This is a genomic window from Micromonospora yongxingensis, from assembly GCF_052601155.1.
In genome coordinates this window covers 15801-31755 of the sequence record NZ_JBQXEO010000011.1, presented here as the reverse complement: position 1 = coordinate 31755, position 15955 = coordinate 15801, and the positions used below count along the sequence as shown (strand labels likewise).

The 15955-nt window shown below is 73.1% G+C and carries 14 protein-coding genes; 9 read left to right on the top strand and 5 right to left on the bottom strand.

What is annotated here, in order from left to right:
- Positions 1–118: 118 nt before the first annotated feature.
- The 4 genes from ACTWLT_RS15355 to ACTWLT_RS15340 all read right to left on the bottom strand — a co-directional run bounded on the left by ACTWLT_RS15355 (position 119) and on the right by ACTWLT_RS15340 (position 4430).
- The gene (locus ACTWLT_RS15355) at positions 119–1174 is read right to left on the bottom strand and encodes a tyrosine recombinase XerC (RefSeq protein WP_445318977.1); all 1056 of its coding nucleotides are present in this window, start codon (positions 1172–1174) and stop codon (positions 119–121) included.
- Between the two features lie 74 nt (positions 1175–1248).
- A complete protein-coding gene (locus ACTWLT_RS15350) occupies positions 1249–2592 on the bottom strand; it encodes a DNA-processing protein DprA (protein WP_445319094.1) in 1344 nt (447 codons plus the stop codon).
- The gene (locus tag ACTWLT_RS15345) at positions 2502–4022 is read right to left on the bottom strand and encodes a YifB family Mg chelatase-like AAA ATPase (RefSeq protein ID WP_445318976.1); all 1521 of its coding nucleotides are present in this window, start codon (positions 4020–4022) and stop codon (positions 2502–2504) included. The genes ACTWLT_RS15350 and ACTWLT_RS15345 overlap by 91 nt, the downstream gene beginning before the upstream one ends.
- 48 nt (positions 4023–4070) lie before the next feature.
- Positions 4071–4430 (bottom strand): YraN family protein, encoded by a 360-nt coding sequence (locus ACTWLT_RS15340; protein WP_445318975.1) that lies wholly within the window; start codon positions 4428–4430, stop codon positions 4071–4073.
- A 295-nt stretch (positions 4431–4725) separates the two neighbouring features.
- Here ACTWLT_RS15340 and ACTWLT_RS15335 point away from each other — a divergent pair, with 295 nt between their 5' ends.
- The 8 genes from ACTWLT_RS15335 to ACTWLT_RS15300 all read left to right on the top strand — a co-directional run bounded on the left by ACTWLT_RS15335 (position 4726) and on the right by ACTWLT_RS15300 (position 13863).
- Positions 4726–5919 carry a bile acid:sodium symporter family protein gene (locus ACTWLT_RS15335; RefSeq protein WP_445318974.1) on the top strand — a complete coding sequence of 398 codons (1194 nt, stop codon included), beginning with the start codon at positions 4726–4728 and terminating at the stop codon, positions 5917–5919.
- 274 nt (positions 5920–6193) lie between these two features.
- Positions 6194–7084, top strand: a complete 891-nt coding sequence (rpsB, locus tag ACTWLT_RS15330; protein WP_445318973.1) for a 30S ribosomal protein S2 — start codon at positions 6194–6196, stop codon at positions 7082–7084.
- Positions 7085–7219: 135 nt separating this feature from the next.
- The gene (tsf, locus tag ACTWLT_RS15325; protein ID WP_252416697.1) at positions 7220–8047 is read left to right on the top strand and encodes a translation elongation factor Ts; all 828 of its coding nucleotides are present in this window, start codon (positions 7220–7222) and stop codon (positions 8045–8047) included.
- Positions 8048–8201: 154 nt separating this feature from the next.
- A complete protein-coding gene (gene pyrH, locus ACTWLT_RS15320; protein WP_252416696.1) occupies positions 8202–8969 on the top strand; it encodes a UMP kinase in 768 nt (255 codons plus the stop codon).
- A gap of 88 nt (positions 8970–9057) precedes the next feature.
- Positions 9058–9615 carry a ribosome recycling factor gene (gene frr / locus ACTWLT_RS15315; RefSeq protein ID WP_088946658.1) on the top strand — a complete coding sequence of 186 codons (558 nt, stop codon included), beginning with the start codon at positions 9058–9060 and terminating at the stop codon, positions 9613–9615.
- A 369-nt stretch (positions 9616–9984) separates the two neighbouring features.
- A complete protein-coding gene (locus tag ACTWLT_RS15310; RefSeq protein WP_445318972.1) occupies positions 9985–11406 on the top strand; it encodes a phosphatidate cytidylyltransferase in 1422 nt (473 codons plus the stop codon).
- Between the two features lie 104 nt (positions 11407–11510).
- The gene (gene rlmN, locus ACTWLT_RS15305) at positions 11511–12671 is read left to right on the top strand and encodes a dual-specificity RNA methyltransferase RlmN (RefSeq protein WP_252416693.1); all 1161 of its coding nucleotides are present in this window, start codon (positions 11511–11513) and stop codon (positions 12669–12671) included.
- Positions 12672–12702: 31 nt separating this feature from the next.
- Positions 12703–13863 (top strand): DivIVA domain-containing protein, encoded by a 1161-nt coding sequence (locus ACTWLT_RS15300; RefSeq protein ID WP_252416692.1) that lies wholly within the window; start codon positions 12703–12705, stop codon positions 13861–13863.
- An 85-nt stretch (positions 13864–13948) separates the two neighbouring features.
- On the opposite strand, the gene ACTWLT_RS15295 is transcribed toward ACTWLT_RS15300, so the two are convergent.
- A complete protein-coding gene (locus ACTWLT_RS15295; protein WP_252416691.1) occupies positions 13949–14170 on the bottom strand; it encodes a DUF2631 domain-containing protein in 222 nt (73 codons plus the stop codon).
- 198 nt (positions 14171–14368) lie between these two features.
- Between ACTWLT_RS15295 and ACTWLT_RS15290 the strand changes: the two genes are divergently transcribed.
- Positions 14369–15949, top strand: a complete 1581-nt coding sequence (locus tag ACTWLT_RS15290) for a Rieske 2Fe-2S domain-containing protein (protein WP_445318971.1) — start codon at positions 14369–14371, stop codon at positions 15947–15949.
- The last annotated feature ends 6 nt before the right edge of the window (positions 15950–15955 follow it).

Sequence of the window (15955 nt, the reverse complement as noted above, 5' to 3'; positions counted from 1 at the left end):
TCAACGCCGACCGGTTCGCCGACTGGGTGCGCGGGGCGGCGACCAGCCCTTTGGCACAGTGGGCTTCGTGCGTGTCCCGCGCGTGCCGCCGCCTCGCGGCGGGCCGGCCCGCTCGGGGTCAGGCGCGGGGGTGGGCCTGGCGGTAGGCGGCGCGCAGCCGCTCGACCGAGACGTGCGTGTAGATCTGGGTGCTCGCCAGCGACGAGTGGCCCAGCAGCTCCTGCACGGCACGCAGGTCCGCACCGCCCTCCAGGAGGTGCGTGGCGGCGGAGTGGCGCAGCCCGTGTGGGCTGGTCGGGGGAAGACCGGTGGCTTCGGCGTACCCGCCGACGATCTGGCGGGCGGTGGTCGGGTTGAGCCGGCCACCCCGCGCGCCGAGCAGCAGGGCGTCAGCCGAGCGGGTGCCCGCCAGCGCCGGCCGCCCTCGACGCAGCCAGTCGTCCAGTGCCCGCTGTGCGGGCACCCCGTACGGCACCGAACGTTCCCGGCCGCCCTTGCCGAACACCCGGATCACCCGGCGGCCGTGGTCGACGTCCCCGACGTCCAACCCGCAGGCCTCGCTGATCCGCACGCCGGTGGCGTAGAGCAGCTCCAGCAGCACCCGGTCACGCAGTGGCACCGCCTCGGCCGCCGCCGCCTCCAGTGCGGTGCCCGGCCCCGCCGCGCTCGGCGTCGCCTCAGCCGGTGACGGCCCTGCCTGCGTCGGAGCAGTCGGTGGGTGACCCGTCGACACCGGGACCGGTAGCCGGCTCGGTGCTTCGACCAGGGCGGCGGCCTGATCGGCGCGCAGGACGGTGGGTAGCTCCCGGTGGGCACGAGGGCTGGCCAGCGCGGCGCCCACGTCGGCGGGGAGCAGGCCCGCCCGGTGCGCCCACGTACTGAACGCCCGCGCCGAAGCGGCTCGCCGTGCCAGTGACGTACGGGCGGCACCGGTGGTCCGCTGTCGGGCCAGCCAGCTACGCAGCACCGACAGGTCCAGCTCGGCCAGGTCGACGCGACCCATCCGGACGGCGTGGTCGAGCAGGGAGACCAGGTCGGTGACGTACGCGCGGACGGTGTGTGCCGACCGGTTGCGAACCCGGGACAGGTGTTCGGCGAAGTCGTCGACCGCGTCGCGCAGCGCGGGCGGCAGCTCCTGGTGGGTGACCCGGGTGCTCCGGGCAGGCCGGCTCATCGACGCCGGACCGGTGGCGTCCCGGCCCGTCGACCGGCCCGCGTAAACCCGCTGACAGCTGGCACGGCACCAGCCTACGGCTGGGCGCTGTCCATCGCCGGCCGCGCCGCTGCCGGTGTCGTCGGAGTCCGGGGCGCTGGTCCGGGCGTCCCGCGTTCCGGGCGGGCGGGCGGGACGAGGGCGTAGCCGTCCTCGCGGCGCACCACCAGGGACAGCTCCTCCAGAAGGGACAGCTTGCGCAACGCGGTCCGCACGTCGACCCCGGCCCGGGAGGCGAGCCCGTCCACGCCCAGCGTGCCCCGGCGGGGCAGCGCCTCCAACACCGACCGGGCGTCGTCGTCGAGCCCGTCGGCGGGCCGCTGCGGCCCCCGGGCCAACGGTGCCAGGTCGGCGCCGATCCGGCCCACCTCCTCGAGGACATGGCCCACCCCGGTGACCAGCCGGGCCTTGGGAAACTCGCGGAGCAGTTCGTGCGCGCCGACGGACATCGCCGACGTCACCGGCCCGGGCACCACCATGGCCGCCCGGCCGGTGTAGATGGCCCGTCGAGCCGTCTGTGTCGCGCCGCTGCGCGCCGACGCCTCGACCACGACGGTGCCCAGGGTGCCGCCGGCGATCACCCGGTTGCGGATCAGGAACCGGGGCCGCAGCGGCTCGGCGCCGGGTGGCCACTCGCTGACCAGCAGGCCGGTGTCGGCGATCCGGTCGAAGAGCGCGGTGTTGCCCACCGGGTACGGCCGGTCCAGCCCGCAGGCCAGCACCGCGACGGTCAGCCCGCCGGCGTTGAGAGCGCCCCGGTGCGCGGCCGCGTCGATGCCGAACGCGCCACCGGAGACCACCGTCCAGTCCCGCTCGGCCAGCCCGTATCCCAGCTCGGTGGCGACGTGCTGGCCGTAGCCGGTGGCCGCCCGCGCCCCGACGACGGCCACCGAGCGTTCCAGCGCCTCGCCCAGGGGCCAGCCTCCGCGCACCCAGAAGCACAGTGGCGGCGCCGTCTCGCCGTCCACCCGTCTGGTGGTGTCCGGCAGTTGCAGCGTGGCCAGGCCGGCCACCCGCGTCGGCCACTCCTCGTCGTCGGGTGTGACCAGCCGGGCGCCGAGACGGTCCGCCCGGGCCAGTGCCTCGGCCGCCACCGCCCGGGCGTCGCCGGCGGCGGAGCGGGCGGCCACCGTGGTGTGCAGCCAGCCGTCCGGGCTGCCGCCGTCGAGCAGCAGGTCCAGCGTCGCCACCGGGCCCAGCCGCTCGACCAGACGGTGCACCGCGCGGGTGCCCGGCTCGGCCAGCCAGGTCAGTGCGACCCGGGCCAGCCTGTGCTCCTCGTCGCTGCTCACGTCGCCTCTCCTGTCCGTAGTTGGATCGCCTCCCGCACGTCGTCCTGGTCCGGGCGGTCCCGGCCGTCCAGGTCGGCGATCGTCCAGGCCATCCGGATCACCCGATCGAAGCCGCGTGCGGACAGCGAGCCGGAGTCGAGCCGTCCGCGCAGCTCGGCGGTGTCCCGGTTGGGCAGCCGCCACGGCGGTCGGCGCAGGAGGGGACCGTCCACCTCGGCGTTGAGTCGCCGCCCGAGGCCGGCCCAGCGAGCGGCCGCCGCCTGCCGGGCCACCAATACCCGTGCCGCGACCGTGGCCGAGGACTCGGCGTCGCTCGCGGCCGCCATCAGCTCCGCCGCCCGTACCGGCATCAGCCGCACCTGGACGTCGATCCGGTCGAGCAGTGGCCCGGAGAGCCGGCCCAGGTAGCGGCGGCGGACCAGCGGCGTGCACTCGCAGTGCGCGTCGCCGGCTGGCTTCGCGCAGGGGCAGGGATTGGCGGCCAGCACCAGTTGTGTCCGGGCCGGATATTCGGTGGCACCCCCGCTGCGGGCCAGTCGGACGCGGCCGTTCTCCAGCGGCTGGCGCAGCGCCTCCAGCGCGCCCTTGCTGAACTCCGGTGCCTCGTCCAGAAAGAGCACCCCGCGGTGGGCCAGTGACACCGCGCCGGGCCGGGCCAGCCCTGAACCGCCACCGACCAGCGACGGCACTGTCGCCGTGTGGTGCGGTGCCTGCAGCGGTGGGCGGCGCAGCAGCCGGCCGCCCGGCGGCAGCAGCCCGGCGACCGAGTGCAGCGCGGTGACCTCCAGCGCGGCCTCGTCGTCCAGCTCCGGCAGGATCGACGGTAGTCGTTCGGCGAGCATCGTCTTGCCGGCGCCCGGCGGGCCGAGCAGCGCCACGTGGTGCCCGCCCGCAGCGGCCACCTCCAGGGCCCGTCGCCCCAACTGCTGCCCGGCGACCTCGGCCAGGTCCGGGCCACCGGTGACCGCGGTCGGGGTGTCCTGTGGGGGCTCGATCAGTGGGCTGCCGTCCCGGACGAAGGCGACCAGCCGGTGCAGCGTGTCGACCGCCCGCACCCGTACCCCGGGGATGACCGCGGCCTCGGCGGCGTTGCCGGCGGGGACGATCACCCGCCCGATGCCCGCCTGGGCGGCGGCGGCGACCATCGGCAGCACCCCGCGCACCGGCCGGACCGTCCCGTCCAGGCCCAGCTCGCCGAGGACCACCACCCCCTCCAGGGGAAGCAGCGGCAGCTCGCCCGACCCGCCCAGCAGCGCTGCCGCGATGGCCAAATCGAAGGCCGAGCCGAACTTCGGCAGCGTGGCCGGCAGCAGGTTGAGGGTGATCCGCCGGTTCGGCCAGCGCTGGCCGGAGTTGACCACGGCTGCCCGGACCCGGTCCCGGGCCTCGTGCAGGGCGGTGTCCGGCAGCCCGGAGATCACCACCGCCGGCAGGCCGGCGGCCAGGTCGGCCTCCACCTCGACAAGGTGACCGGTGACCCCGACCAGCCCCACGCAGAGCACCTTCGCGTAGCTCACGGCCGGTCACCGCCCGGCCTGCCCGTCCGACCTCGCGCGGCGCGCACCTCAGAAGGCGCCCTTCAGGTGGTCGACCCGGGCGGGGCCGGCGTCGGGCAGCCGGACCGACAGCACATCGAACCGCACCTCGTCGGCCGTCGTCCCGGTCTCGGCCAGCCAGCGGGCGGCGAGCCCTCGCAGCCGGCGAGCCTTGGTCGGCACGACCGCCTCGGCCGGGGTGCCGAAGCTGTCGCCCCGGCGGGTCTTCACCTCGCAGAAGGCGAGCACCGGCCCGTCCCAGGCGATGATGTCGATCTCCCCGTCCGGGCAGCGCCAGTTCCGGGCGATGGGCCGCAGCCCCGCGCCGATCAGGTGCCGGGTCGCACAGCGCTCGCCGTACGCGCCGACCGCCTGGTTCCGCTTCGTCATGCCCGGCACGGTGCCTTCCGAGGCACGAGAACCGCGACCCTGGCGTCGGTCCGCTGTGGACAACCGGGGTCCTGTGGACGACCGAACGATCTAGCCCGACGTGTGCTAGCCATGCGCGGCCACCCGGCCACGATCGCCCGTGGTCAGGTGGCGGAACTCTGCTCCACGCGGCGTCGTCCACCACCCCGCTCGCGTGACCTGCCACACCGCCGCACCCGTCTGCGGGTCGGCGGCGGCGGTGGCCAGCGCCGGGGTGAGATGGCGCGGGCGCAGCCGGTCGCATACGGTGCCGGACGTGGACGGACGACGGAGCTTTCCGGAAGATCAGGAGTCGCGCTGGTATCCCGACGAGCGGGGTCGCGGCTACGGCGAGTCGGAGTGGCGTGGCGCGGGTGAGCCGCGGTACCGGGACAACGACGTTCCCGAGCAGCGCGGTGCCGGCGACGACCGCTACGGCGAGGACAGCGCCGGCGGCAGGCGCCGGGAGTCGGCTCGGGCCGGCTCGACCGGGAGCGACCCGACGCCGCCGGAGAGCGACTCCGGCCGGTTCGCGGCCGTGCCCGACCGGCTCGGGGAGCCCGACTCCGGTCGCTTCGCCGCCGTGGACAGCGGTCGCTTCGGCGCCCCGGAGCCCGACTCCGGTCGCTTCGCCGCAGTCGACAACGCCCGCTTCGGCACCCGCGAGCCGGACTCCGGGCGCTTCGGCGCCGTCGACGCCCAGGCAGGCCGTTTCGGCACGCCCGAGGCTGACTCGGGACGGTTCGGTGCGGCCGACCCGTTGACCGACCGGCCGGAACCCGACGCCTACCGGGCCGTCCGCTCGCGGCGGGCCGACCGCGACCCGTCCGAGGTCTCCGGTGAGCTGCCCGGTCGTCGGGCCGCCCGCGAGGCGTCGGCGGGCTCGCCGCTGACCGCGGGCCGGGAGTCGACCCCGCAGGTCGCCGCCCGGGAGACGCCCCTGGCCGGTTCCCGCGAGGCGACGCCCGCCGGAGAGGTGCCGGCCGCCGTGCTCGCCGACCAGACCCGTCCCGCCCCGCTCGGCGGGTACCCGATCGTCGAACCCGCCCGGAGTGGCGACCAGCCGCACCCGCTGGAGATGCCCACCGGCCCGATGACGCCCATCGGCCCTTGGGGCGGCGAGCTGCCGGTGGCAGGGGAGCCCTCGGCGTACCCGCCGGTGGCCGACGGTGTCTACCGGACCCGCCGCCCGGCGCTCGCCGTGCTCTTCGCCCTGCTGGTGCTGATCTTCGAGGTGCCGGCGTTGCGGGTGCTGCTGGCCGGGGTGACGGGCGATCCGCTCTCCGCCGGGAACGTGGTGGTGGGCATCGCCCTGGTCGCCGGGCTGCCGATCTTCGCAACCGGGCTGTACGGGCTACGAACCGGCGGTCTCGCGCTCTCCGACAGCGGTCGGGGCTGGCTGCGCCCGCCGACGGCGTACCTGACCGTCGGCCTGGTGCTGTTCATCGCCGCCGCGCTCGCCGCCGGCTGACCCGCGCGGGTCACGTTCGCACGCAGTAGTGCGGATCATGGCGCCAGCAGCCCGCCGCGCACCCCGGGGCGGTGGGGCGGGTGAGGGGCGTACACTGGCCAACTGGCGACCGCCTTGCGCGGTCGACCTCGCGCGCCCTCTTCACGAATCGTCGTGAAGCGACGGCCTCCCTGGTCCCGATCTCGGTCGGGAACACCATGGCCGGCGACCAGGCGCCAGGACGCCCGGCCACCGGCCGGGCGTGACAACCAGGGATCTTGAGGAGTACCCCACCATGGCCGTCGTGACCATGCGTCAGCTGCTGGAGAGCGGTGTCCACTTCGGGCACCAGACCCGGCGCTGGAACCCGAAGATGAAGCGCTTCATCATGACCGAGCGCAACGGCATCTACATCATCGACCTGCGCCAGACCCTCGACTACATCGAGAAGGCGTACGAGTTCGTCCGTGGCACCGTCGCCGAGGGCGGCAGCATCCTGTTCGTCGGCACCAAGAAGCAGGCCCAGGAGGCTATCGCCGAGCAGGCGACCCGGGTCGGCCAGCCGTACGTCAACCACCGCTGGCTCGGTGGCATGCTGACCAACTTCCAGACGGTGTACAAGCGGCTCCAGCGGATGAAGGAGCTGGAGGGTCTGGGTGACCTCAGCGGCACCGCCGCCGGGTACACCAAGAAGGAGACGCTGCAGCTCTCCCGCGAGAAGATCAAGCTCACCCGCACGCTGGGTGGCCTGCGGGACATGCAGAAGCTGCCGGCCGCGGTCTGGATCGTCGACACCAAGAAGGAGCACATCGCCGTCGACGAGGCCCGCAAGCTGGGCATCCCGGTGATCGCGGTGCTGGACACCAACTGTGACCCGGACGAGGTCGACTTCCCGATCCCGGGCAACGACGACGCGATCCGCTCGGCCGAGCTGCTGACCAAGGTCGTCGCCGCCGCCGTCGCGGACGGTCTGATCGCGCGTTCCGGCCGTCGCCGGGGCACCGACGAGAAGCCCGAGCCGGGCGTCGCGAGCGACGAGCCGCTGACCGAGTGGGAGCGCGAGCTGCTCGAGCCGAAGAAGGCCGACGAGTCGGCCGTCCCGGCCGAGCAGGCCGCCCCCGCCGCCGTCGAGCAGCAGCCGGCGCAGGTCGCCACCGAGCAGCCGGCGGCCGCCACCGCGGAGTGACCGCACCGTCGCTGCCCCGCCGTCCGTTTTTGCGTACCCCGGGGCAGCGGCGGTACGCCGGGCACGATCGGCCCGGATCCGGGTAACCGGCACCTCTGACCATCCACACGCCGTCTCAACACCGAAGAGAGAGCCATGTCCCAATTCACCGCCGCGGACGTCAAGAAGCTCCGCGACCTCACCGGCGCCGGCATGATGGACAGCAAGAAGGCGCTGACCGAGGCCGAGGGCGACTTCGAGAAGGCCACCGAGATCCTGCGCGTCAAGGGCGCCAAGGACGTCGGCAAGCGGGCCGGCCGGACGGCCGCCAACGGCCTTGTCGCCCACTCGGGCCAGGCGCTGCTGGAGCTCAACTGCGAGACCGACTTCGTGGCCAAGACCGAGTCGTTCATCGCCCTGGCCCAGCAGTTGGTCGAGCACGGCGAGCGCTCCGGCGTGACCAACGCCGAGGAGCTGCTGGCCAGCGAGCTGAACGGCAAGCCGGTCGCCGACCTGATCCAGGAGCAGTCCGCCAAGATCGGCGAGAAGCTGGTGCTCAACCGCTTCGCGAAGCTGGACGGCACCACCGCCGTCTACCTGCACCGCAAGGCCCAGGACCTGCCCCCGGCGGTCGGCGTGCTGGTGCAGTACGCGGGCAAGTCGGACGAGGCCGGTGACGCCGACGCTCGTGGCGTCGCCATGCAGATCGCCGCGATGCGGCCGAAGTACCTCACCCGTGACGAGGTGCCGGCCGAGGTCGTCGAGTCCGAGCGGCGCATCGCCGAGCAGACCGCCCGCGAGGAGAACAAGCCCGAGGCGGCGCTGCCGAAGATCGTCGACGGCCGGGTCAACGCCTTCTTCAAGGACTACGTCCTGATCGAGCAGGCGTCGGTCACCGACAACAAGAAGTCGGTGAAGCAGGTGCTGGCCGAGGCCGGCATCGAGGTCACCCGCTTCGTGCGGTTCGAGGTCGGCCAGGCCTGAGCCGCCACCGGGCGCCGCACGCGCCCGTGGGCAGGAAACGTCGACGAGGAGGCCGCCGGTGTACGTGACAGGCACCGCGGCCTCCTTGTCACATAGGGTCGGCAGCGGCAGGTTCGCGGCGCGCGGGGCGTACGCGTGGGGAAGGGCGGGGCGGATGACGCAGGTTGTGAGTGACCGGACGCTGGCGGTGGACGATCCGACGGCGCCGCCGCCCGGTCGGGCCCGCCGGGTGGTGCTGAAGCTCTCCGGTGAGGTGTTCGGTGGCGGCGCGATCGGCGTCGACCCGGACGTCGTCCAGGCCATCGCCCGCCAGATCGCCACCGTGGTCCGTCGCGGCGTGCAGGTCTCCGTGGTGGTCGGCGGGGGCAACTTCTTCCGCGGCGCGGAGCTGCAGAAGCGGGGGATGGACCGGGCCCGCGCCGACTACATGGGCATGCTCGGCACCGTGATGAACTGCCTCGCCCTGCAGGACTTCCTGGAGAAGGAAGGCATCGAGACCCGGGTGCAGAGCGCCATCACGATGGCTCAGGTCGCCGAGCCGTACATTCCGCTGCGGGCGATCCGGCACCTGGAGAAGGGCCGCGTGGTCATCTTCGGCGCCGGGGCGGGCATGCCGTACTTCTCCACCGACACCGTTGCCGCTCAGCGGGCGCTGGAGATCCGGGCTGACGTGGTGCTGATGAGCAAGAACGGGGTGGACGGCGTGTACACCGCCGACCCCCGGCTCGACCCGACCGCCAGCAAGTTCGACTCGATCACCTTCTCCGAGGTGCTGCGCCGCAACCTGCGGGTTGCCGACGCGGCGGCGTTCAGCCTCTGCATGGAGAACGGCCTGCCGATGCTGGTCTTCGGCGCGCAGGGTGACGACACCATCATCCGCGCGGTGGGTGGCGACAAGATCGGCACCCTGATCACCGCCTGAGCCCCGCCCCGCCCGCGGCGACGGCAGCGGCGGTCCCGGCGACTTTCAGCAGAGCCCACGACGAGCACAGAAGGAGGCGAGGAGACCGGTGATCGACGACACCCTCCTCGAGGCCGAGGAGAAGATGGAGCGTGCGGTCGAGCACGCCAAGGAGGAGTTCGGCGCCATCCGTACCGGTCGCGCCAACGCCGCCATGTTTTCCAAGGTCATCATCGACTACTACGGCACGCCCACGCCGCTGACCCAGATGGCGTCCATCGCCGTCCCCGAGCCGCGGATGGCCATCATCAAGCCGTACGACAACTCGCAGATCAACGCGATGGAGAAGGCGATCCGCGACTCGGACCTCGGGGTGAACCCGAACAACGAGGGCAACCAGCTGCGCATCCTGCTCCCGCAGATGACCGAGGAACGCCGCCGCGACATGATCAAGGTGGCTCGGCACAAGGGTGAGGAGGCCAAGGTGGCGATCCGCAACGTCCGCCGCCGTGGCAAGGAGGAGCTGGACCGGATCGTCAAGGACGGCGAGGCCGGCGAGGACGACGGCCGCCGCGCCGAGAAGGAGCTGGACGACCTGACCCAGCGTTACGTGGCGAGCATCGACGACCTGGTCAAGCACAAGGAGACCGAGCTGCTGGAGGTCTGACCCCCGGCCCGGGTGTCCGCCCCGGCAGGCAGTCGACGTGAGGCCCGACCCCGCTTTCGGGGACGGGCCTCGTGCCGTTTGCCAGCTCGGGATCCGGACGGTCCGGGTGGTCTCGGGTCAGGGTCGTTCCGAGGTACGCGTGGACGCCGTCGTCCCGCTCGCCGCCCGGGTGGGAGGCCGGGGCCGATCGTCCACCTCGCCCCGGCGGCGGGTGCAGTAGGCTCGGCAGGATTCCCGGCCACCGGGCGGTGAACACCGGGGATCGACCGACCGTAGGGGCGGTCGACCGGAGGAACAAAAGTCACGCGTGTAGGGGATGCTTGTGGTCTTGCGTCATGTGGTGGTACTCGTGCCGCGTCGCGGTGCGTGATGTCCCACCCCGACCCCTACGGTGGCGAGCCTCGCGGCTGGGAGCGGCCGGAGCGCCCGACGGCCCTGCCCTGGCCAGAGCCGGAACTCGAACCGGGCCAGTGGAGCCGCCGTCCGGCCGCCGGCGCTGAGCTGTACGCCGAGCCGCGTACCCGCCCGCCCGCCGACCCGTACCCCGCGGATCCCTACGACGACCGTGGGCGGCCGGCCCGCCCGGACGACCGGGACCGGTACCAGGACGACCGCAACCAGCCCGACCGGTACGACGAGCGGGGCCGGGGCGGCCGGTACGACGCCCGCCCGCCCGCCGGCGGCGACGGCCCGTCCCGCTTCGACGGCCCGCCCGGTCATGCCGGCGCCGAGCGGTACGACGAGCCCGGCCGGTACGACGGTCACCCGATGCGCCACGACGACCCGATGCGCCACCACGACCCGGTCCGCTACGACGACGATGCCGGTTATCCGACCGCGCAGCTCGCGCCGATCGGCGCCGACGTCGGCCCGGACGAGGACCTGATGTCCGAGCCGGAGCCTCCGGCCGGCCGACGGTCGAAGGGCCGACGCCGGGCGAGCGCCGACCGACCGGCCACCCAGCAGGTGGGCTCCGGGCGCGCCGGCCGTAACCTGCCGGCGGCGATCGGGGTGGGTCTGGGGCTCGGCGCGCTGATCGTGGTGCCGCTGGTCTTCTACCCGCTGGCGTTCCTCGTGGTGATCGCCGCGGCGATCGGCGTCGGCATCTGGGAGATGGCCCGGGCGGTCCGGCGCAGCGGCGCCCACCCACCGCTGGTGCCGCTGGTCGCCGGCGGCGTGCTGACCGTGGGTCTGGCCTGGTTCGCCGGCCCGGACGCGCTCAGCCTGGGGCTGCTGGTCACCGTCCTGGGCACGATGATCTGGCGGTTGGGCGACGGCCCGGGCGGCTTCCAGCGGGATCTCACCGCCGCCACCCTGATCGCCGTCTACGTGCCCTTCCTCGGCGGGTTCGCGGCGCTGCTGGCGGCGGCCCCCGACGACGGCCCGCTGCGCATCCTGGCCACACTCATCGCGGTGGTCCTCTCCGACACCGGCGGGTACGCCGCGGGCGTCTCGTTCGGTCGGCACCCGATGGCGCCGTCGGTGAGCCCGAAGAAGTCGTGGGAGGGCTTCGCCGGCTCGGTCACGGCGGCGGCCCTGGGCAGTGCCCTGCTGCTGTGGCTGATGTTCGACCTGGCGCCGTGGTGGGGTGCGGTGTTCGGGGTGGCCGTCGCCTGCGCGGCGGTCCTCGGCGACCTCGCCGAGTCGATGATCAAGCGCGACCTCGGCATCAAGGACATGAGCAACCTGCTGCCGGGCCACGGTGGCCTGATGGACCGGCTGGACTCGATCCTGTTCGCGGTGCCGACCGCGTACCTGTTGCTGGCGATCTTCGTGCCGATGGTGAAGTGAGGCATGGATCACGCCGGCACGGTGAACCCGATCCCGCGGTCGGGGCCGGTTCGACACCTCCGGACAGGTACGTGTCGCCGAGAGCGTGACACACTGGACCAGCCATGACGAGCCTGCCGTTGATCCCCGTTACCTCGGACGCCCCCGCCGCACGCCGGGCCTCCATGCCACCTCAGCACCTCGCCGACCTGGACCTGGCCGGCCGCCAGGCGCTGGTCGCCGGGCTGGGCGAGCCGGCCTTCCGCGCCAAGCAGGTCTCCAACCACTACTTCGGGCGGCTGGTCCGCGACCCGCAGGCGATGACCGACCTGCCCGCGGCGACCCGGGAGCGGCTGGCCGACCAACTGCTGCCGAAGCTGCTCACTCCGGTGCGCGAGCTGGCCTGTGACGACGGCGCCACCCGCAAGGCGCTCTGGCGGCTGCACGACGGCTCGCTGGTGGAGAGCGTGCTGATGGGCTACCCGGACCGGGTCACCGTCTGCATCTCCAGCCAGGCCGGCTGCGGCATGGCGTGTCCGTTCTGCGCCACCGGCCAGGCCGGGCTGACCCGCAACCTGTCCACCGCCGAGATCGTCGACCAGGCCGTGTACCTGGCCGGGGTGGCGGCCTCCGGTGCGGTCGCCGGCTCCCCACCGCGGCTGTCGCACGTCGTCTTCATGGGCATGGGCGAGCCACTGGCCAACTACTCCCGGGTGATCGGCGCGATCCGTCGCCTGGTCAGCCCGGCTCCCGAGGGGCTCGGCCTGTCCCAGCGGCACATCACCGTTTCCACGGTCGGCCTGGTTCCTGCCATCCGCCGACTGGCCAGCGAAGACCTCTCAGTGACCCTTGCGCTGTCGTTGCACGCCCCCGATGATGATCTGCGCGACGAACTCGTGCCGGTAAACCAGCGCTGGAAGGTTTCCGAGGTGCTGGACGCAGCGTGGGACTACGCCGCCCGGACGGGCCGTCGCGTGTCGATCGAGTACGCGATGATCAAGGACGTGAACGACCAGCCGTGGCGGGCCGACCTGCTCGGGCGGCTGCTGGCCGGCAAGTTGGCGCACGTGAACCTCATTCCACTCAATCCGACGCCGGGCAGTCGCTGGGACGCGAGCCCGAAGCCGGTTGAGCGGGAGTTCGTCCGGCGGTTGCGCGACGCCGGGGTGTCCACCACCGTACGGGACACCCGGGGTCGCGAGATCGACGGCGCGTGTGGCCAGCTCGCCGCCGCCGAGGACGACAACGACACCAACACCGACCGCGCCGGAGAGGCACCGGCGTGACCGGGCGTGGCGAACGAGACCAGGAGACATAGTGGCGAGTCAGGGTCAGCGTTTCCGGCGCAAGGCGCTCCGCCGGGGATACAAGGTCGACGAGGTGGATGCCTTCCTCGACCGGGTCGAGGCGACGCTCGACGGCCGACAGGTCGGCGCGCCGGTGGCCTCCCAGGAGGTCCACGACGTCGTCTTCCGGGTCCGGTTCAACGGTTACGACGAGTGGCAGGTCGACCTGCACCTGGACCGGGTCGAGCGGCAGCTGGCCGAGCTGGAGGAGCGCAACGCCGCCGGGCGCGGTGGCGACCCCCGCATGGGTGACCGGATGGGCCCACCGGACCGGCTGGGTCCGCCGATGCGCGACGAGCGCGGCATGGTTCCGCAGCCCATGCCGCCCCGGCCGATGCCGGCGCAGGCCGGCCCGCCCGCCGACCGCTACGGCCGCTACGACGAGCCGACCGGCGCCTTCGCCGGTGGGTACGACGCCCCCCGCGGCGGTTACGACGCGCCGCGCGGCCCGGGTGGTCCCGGCCCGATGGGTCCGGGCGGCCCGATGGGTGGGCACGGTGCCCCGCCGCGTGGCCTGCCCGCCGGCCCGGGTGGCTACGGCCAGGACGACCAGCGGATGCCCGGTGGTTACGGTCCCCCCGACGATCAGCGCATGCCCGGTGGCTACGGCCCCCCGGACGACCAGCGCTCGCCGGGCGGCTACCCGCCGGAGGAGCCGCGCTTCGACGGCTTCGAGGCCGGTCGGCACGGCCGTGCCGACATGACCGCCGAGATCCGGATGCCCGAGCGGGACCTGCGCGACATGCGCCGTGGCCCGGCCGGCCCGCCCCCGATGCCGCAGCAGGGCATCGGCGGCCCGCCGATGGCCGGTCCGCCCGCCGTCGCCGGTCCGCCGGTCGGGGGTCCGCCGATGGGTGGCCCGCCGATGGCCGGCCCGCCCGGCAGCGACCTGTACCGGGTCGACCAGATCCGGCGCAGCTTCCAGGTGCGCCGGTTCGGCAGCGGGTACGACCCGGACCAGGTCGACCGCTTCTTCGACACCCTGCTCGGCGGCATGCAGGGCCGCAACCCGATGCCGGTCAACCCGAAGGACCTGGACACGCTCCGGTTCGGCCTGGTTCCCGGCGGCTACTTCGAGGCCGAGGTCGACGCCGCGCTCAAGGACGTGCAGGACATCCTCTTCGGGCGCTGAGCCCGACGCGTACGGACGAGGGCCCGTCCCCGGGTGGGGGCGGGCCCTCGGCGTACGTCGGCCGGTCGTCCGGCGGCCGGTCGGGTCAGGAGCGCAGACCGTTGCGCCGCAGCACGGCGTCGCCGATCACGATGATCAGCAGCAGCGCGGCCAGGCCGACCAGCCAGATGTCCTCGACCCTGCCCTCGTGGTTGCCGCAGATCATCGCCAGCAGCGCCAGCGCCGTGAGCACCGCGCCGATCCGCCCGGACTTGCGGTGCCCGGGCTTGTGCTGGTCTGGCGACGTTACCGGCTCGCTTCCTGCCACTGTCGGTCCTTCCCTCGCGATCGGATCTCCGGTTAGTCTGGCACGCCTCCTGCCCGGGTCGGCGCGGTGGGGGTTTCCCCGGCCCAGGGTCCCGCCCGGCGGGGCCGGACGGCACTACCGGCGTCGCGGGGCGGCGGTCAGACTCCCTCCGGTAGCGTTTGGCGTACACCTGATTGTCTGTTTGAGGGGGACTGTGCGGTGCGAGTGACCGGAACCGGGCACGCCAGCATGCGGATCGACACGGCCGCGGGCAGTATCCTGTGCGACCCGTGGGTCAATCCTGCCTACTTCGCCTCGTGGTTTCCGTTTCCGGACAATTCCCTGCTCGACTGGGAGAGCCTGGGCCAGGTCGACTACCTGTACGTCTCCCACCTGCACCGGGACCACTTCGACGCCAAGCACCTGCGGGACTTCGTCTCCAAGGACGCCACGGTCCTGCTCCCCGAGTTCCCCACCTCCGAGATGGAGGACGAGTTCCGGGCGCTGGGCTTCACGAAGTTCCTGAAGGCGCCGAACGAGCAGGTCGTGGAGCTGCCCGGCGGCCTCAAGATCATGATCCAGGCGCTGACCAGCCCCACGGACGGCCCGATCGGCGACTCGTCGCTCTGGGTGGAGTACGACGGGGTGCGGCTGCTCAACCAGAACGACGCCCGACCCACCGACCTGAGCGTCTTCGCCGAGCTGGGGCACGTGCACGCCCACCTGCTGCAGTTCTCCGGCGCGATCTGGTACCCGATGGTCTACGAGCTGCCGCAGGCGGCGAAGACCGCGTTCGGCAAGCAGAAGCGCGACCGGCAGTTCGACCGGACCTGGCGCTACATCGACGACCTGAAGGCGTCGCACGTCTTCCCGATCGCCGGCCCGCCATGCTTCCTCGACGACGCGCTGTGGCAGTTCAACGACATCCACGGCGACGAGGGCAACATCTTCCCCGACCAGTCGGTCTTCCTGGCCGAGTACGCGAAGGTCGGCGGCACCAACGGGATCGTGCTGCTGCCCGGCAGCGTCGCGGAGGTCACCACCGAGGGCGCGACCACGACCCACCCGGTGCCGGTCGAGGAGTTCTTCGCGAACAAGGTCGCCCACCTGGAGGAGATGCGGGAGCGCAAGCGCCCGATCATCGAGGCCGAGAAGGCGTCCTGGCGGCATCCCGAGGTGGACGTGCTCGCTCAGATGAAGAGCCGGATCGAGCCGCTGCTCGACGAGTCGATCTACCTGGCCAAGGGTGTCGGCGGCCCGGTCCGCTTCGACCTGGTGGGCTACGACGGGGAGAGCGTCGAGTCGATCGTGGTGGACTTCCCCGGCAAGGAGGTCCGGCCGTACGCCGACGAGAAGGTCCGCTACCGGTTCCGTACCGAGCGGGCGCTGATCGAGCACCTGCTGTACATCGACGAGGTGGACTGGGTCAACTCGCTCTTCCTCTCCTGCCGGTTCTCGGCGGCCCGGATCGGCCAGTACAACGAGTTCGTCTACGCGTTCTTCAAGTGCCTCTCCGAGGAGCGGCTCCAGTACGCCGAGGGCTGGTACGACGAGCACGAGCGGAGCACCGACGCCGAGGACATCACCCTGGGTGACTGGGTGGTGCAGCGGCGCTGCCCGCACCTGAAGGCCGACCTGACCCGGTTCGGCATCGTCGAGGGCGACCAGCTCACCTGCCAGCTGCACGGCTGGCGCTTCGACCTGGCCAGCGGCCGCTGCCTCACCAGCGTCGGCCACAAGGTTCGGGCCCACCGGGTCGACGCCGAGGCTCCCGCCCCGGCCGGCGAAGCCGTCATCTGACGAGCG

Bases quoted from the DNA above. Each gene is read 5' to 3' on its own strand.
- ACTWLT_RS15355 (WP_445318977.1), bottom strand. From the start codon at position 1,174: ATGAGCCGGCCTGCCCGGAGCACCCGGGTCACCCACCAGGAGCTGCCG.
- ACTWLT_RS15340 (WP_445318975.1), bottom strand. From the start codon at position 4,430: ATGACGAAGCGGAACCAGGCGGTCGGCGCGTACGGCGAGCGCTGTGCG.
- rpsB (WP_445318973.1), top strand. From the start codon at position 6,194: ATGGCCGTCGTGACCATGCGTCAGCTGCTGGAGAGCGGTGTCCACTTC.
- tsf (WP_252416697.1), top strand. From the start codon at position 7,220: ATGTCCCAATTCACCGCCGCGGACGTCAAGAAGCTCCGCGACCTCACC.
- pyrH (WP_252416696.1), top strand. From the start codon at position 8,202: ATGACGCAGGTTGTGAGTGACCGGACGCTGGCGGTGGACGATCCGACG.
- ACTWLT_RS15310 (WP_445318972.1), top strand. From the start codon at position 9,985: ATGTCCCACCCCGACCCCTACGGTGGCGAGCCTCGCGGCTGGGAGCGG.
- rlmN (WP_252416693.1), top strand. From the start codon at position 11,511: ATGACGAGCCTGCCGTTGATCCCCGTTACCTCGGACGCCCCCGCCGCA.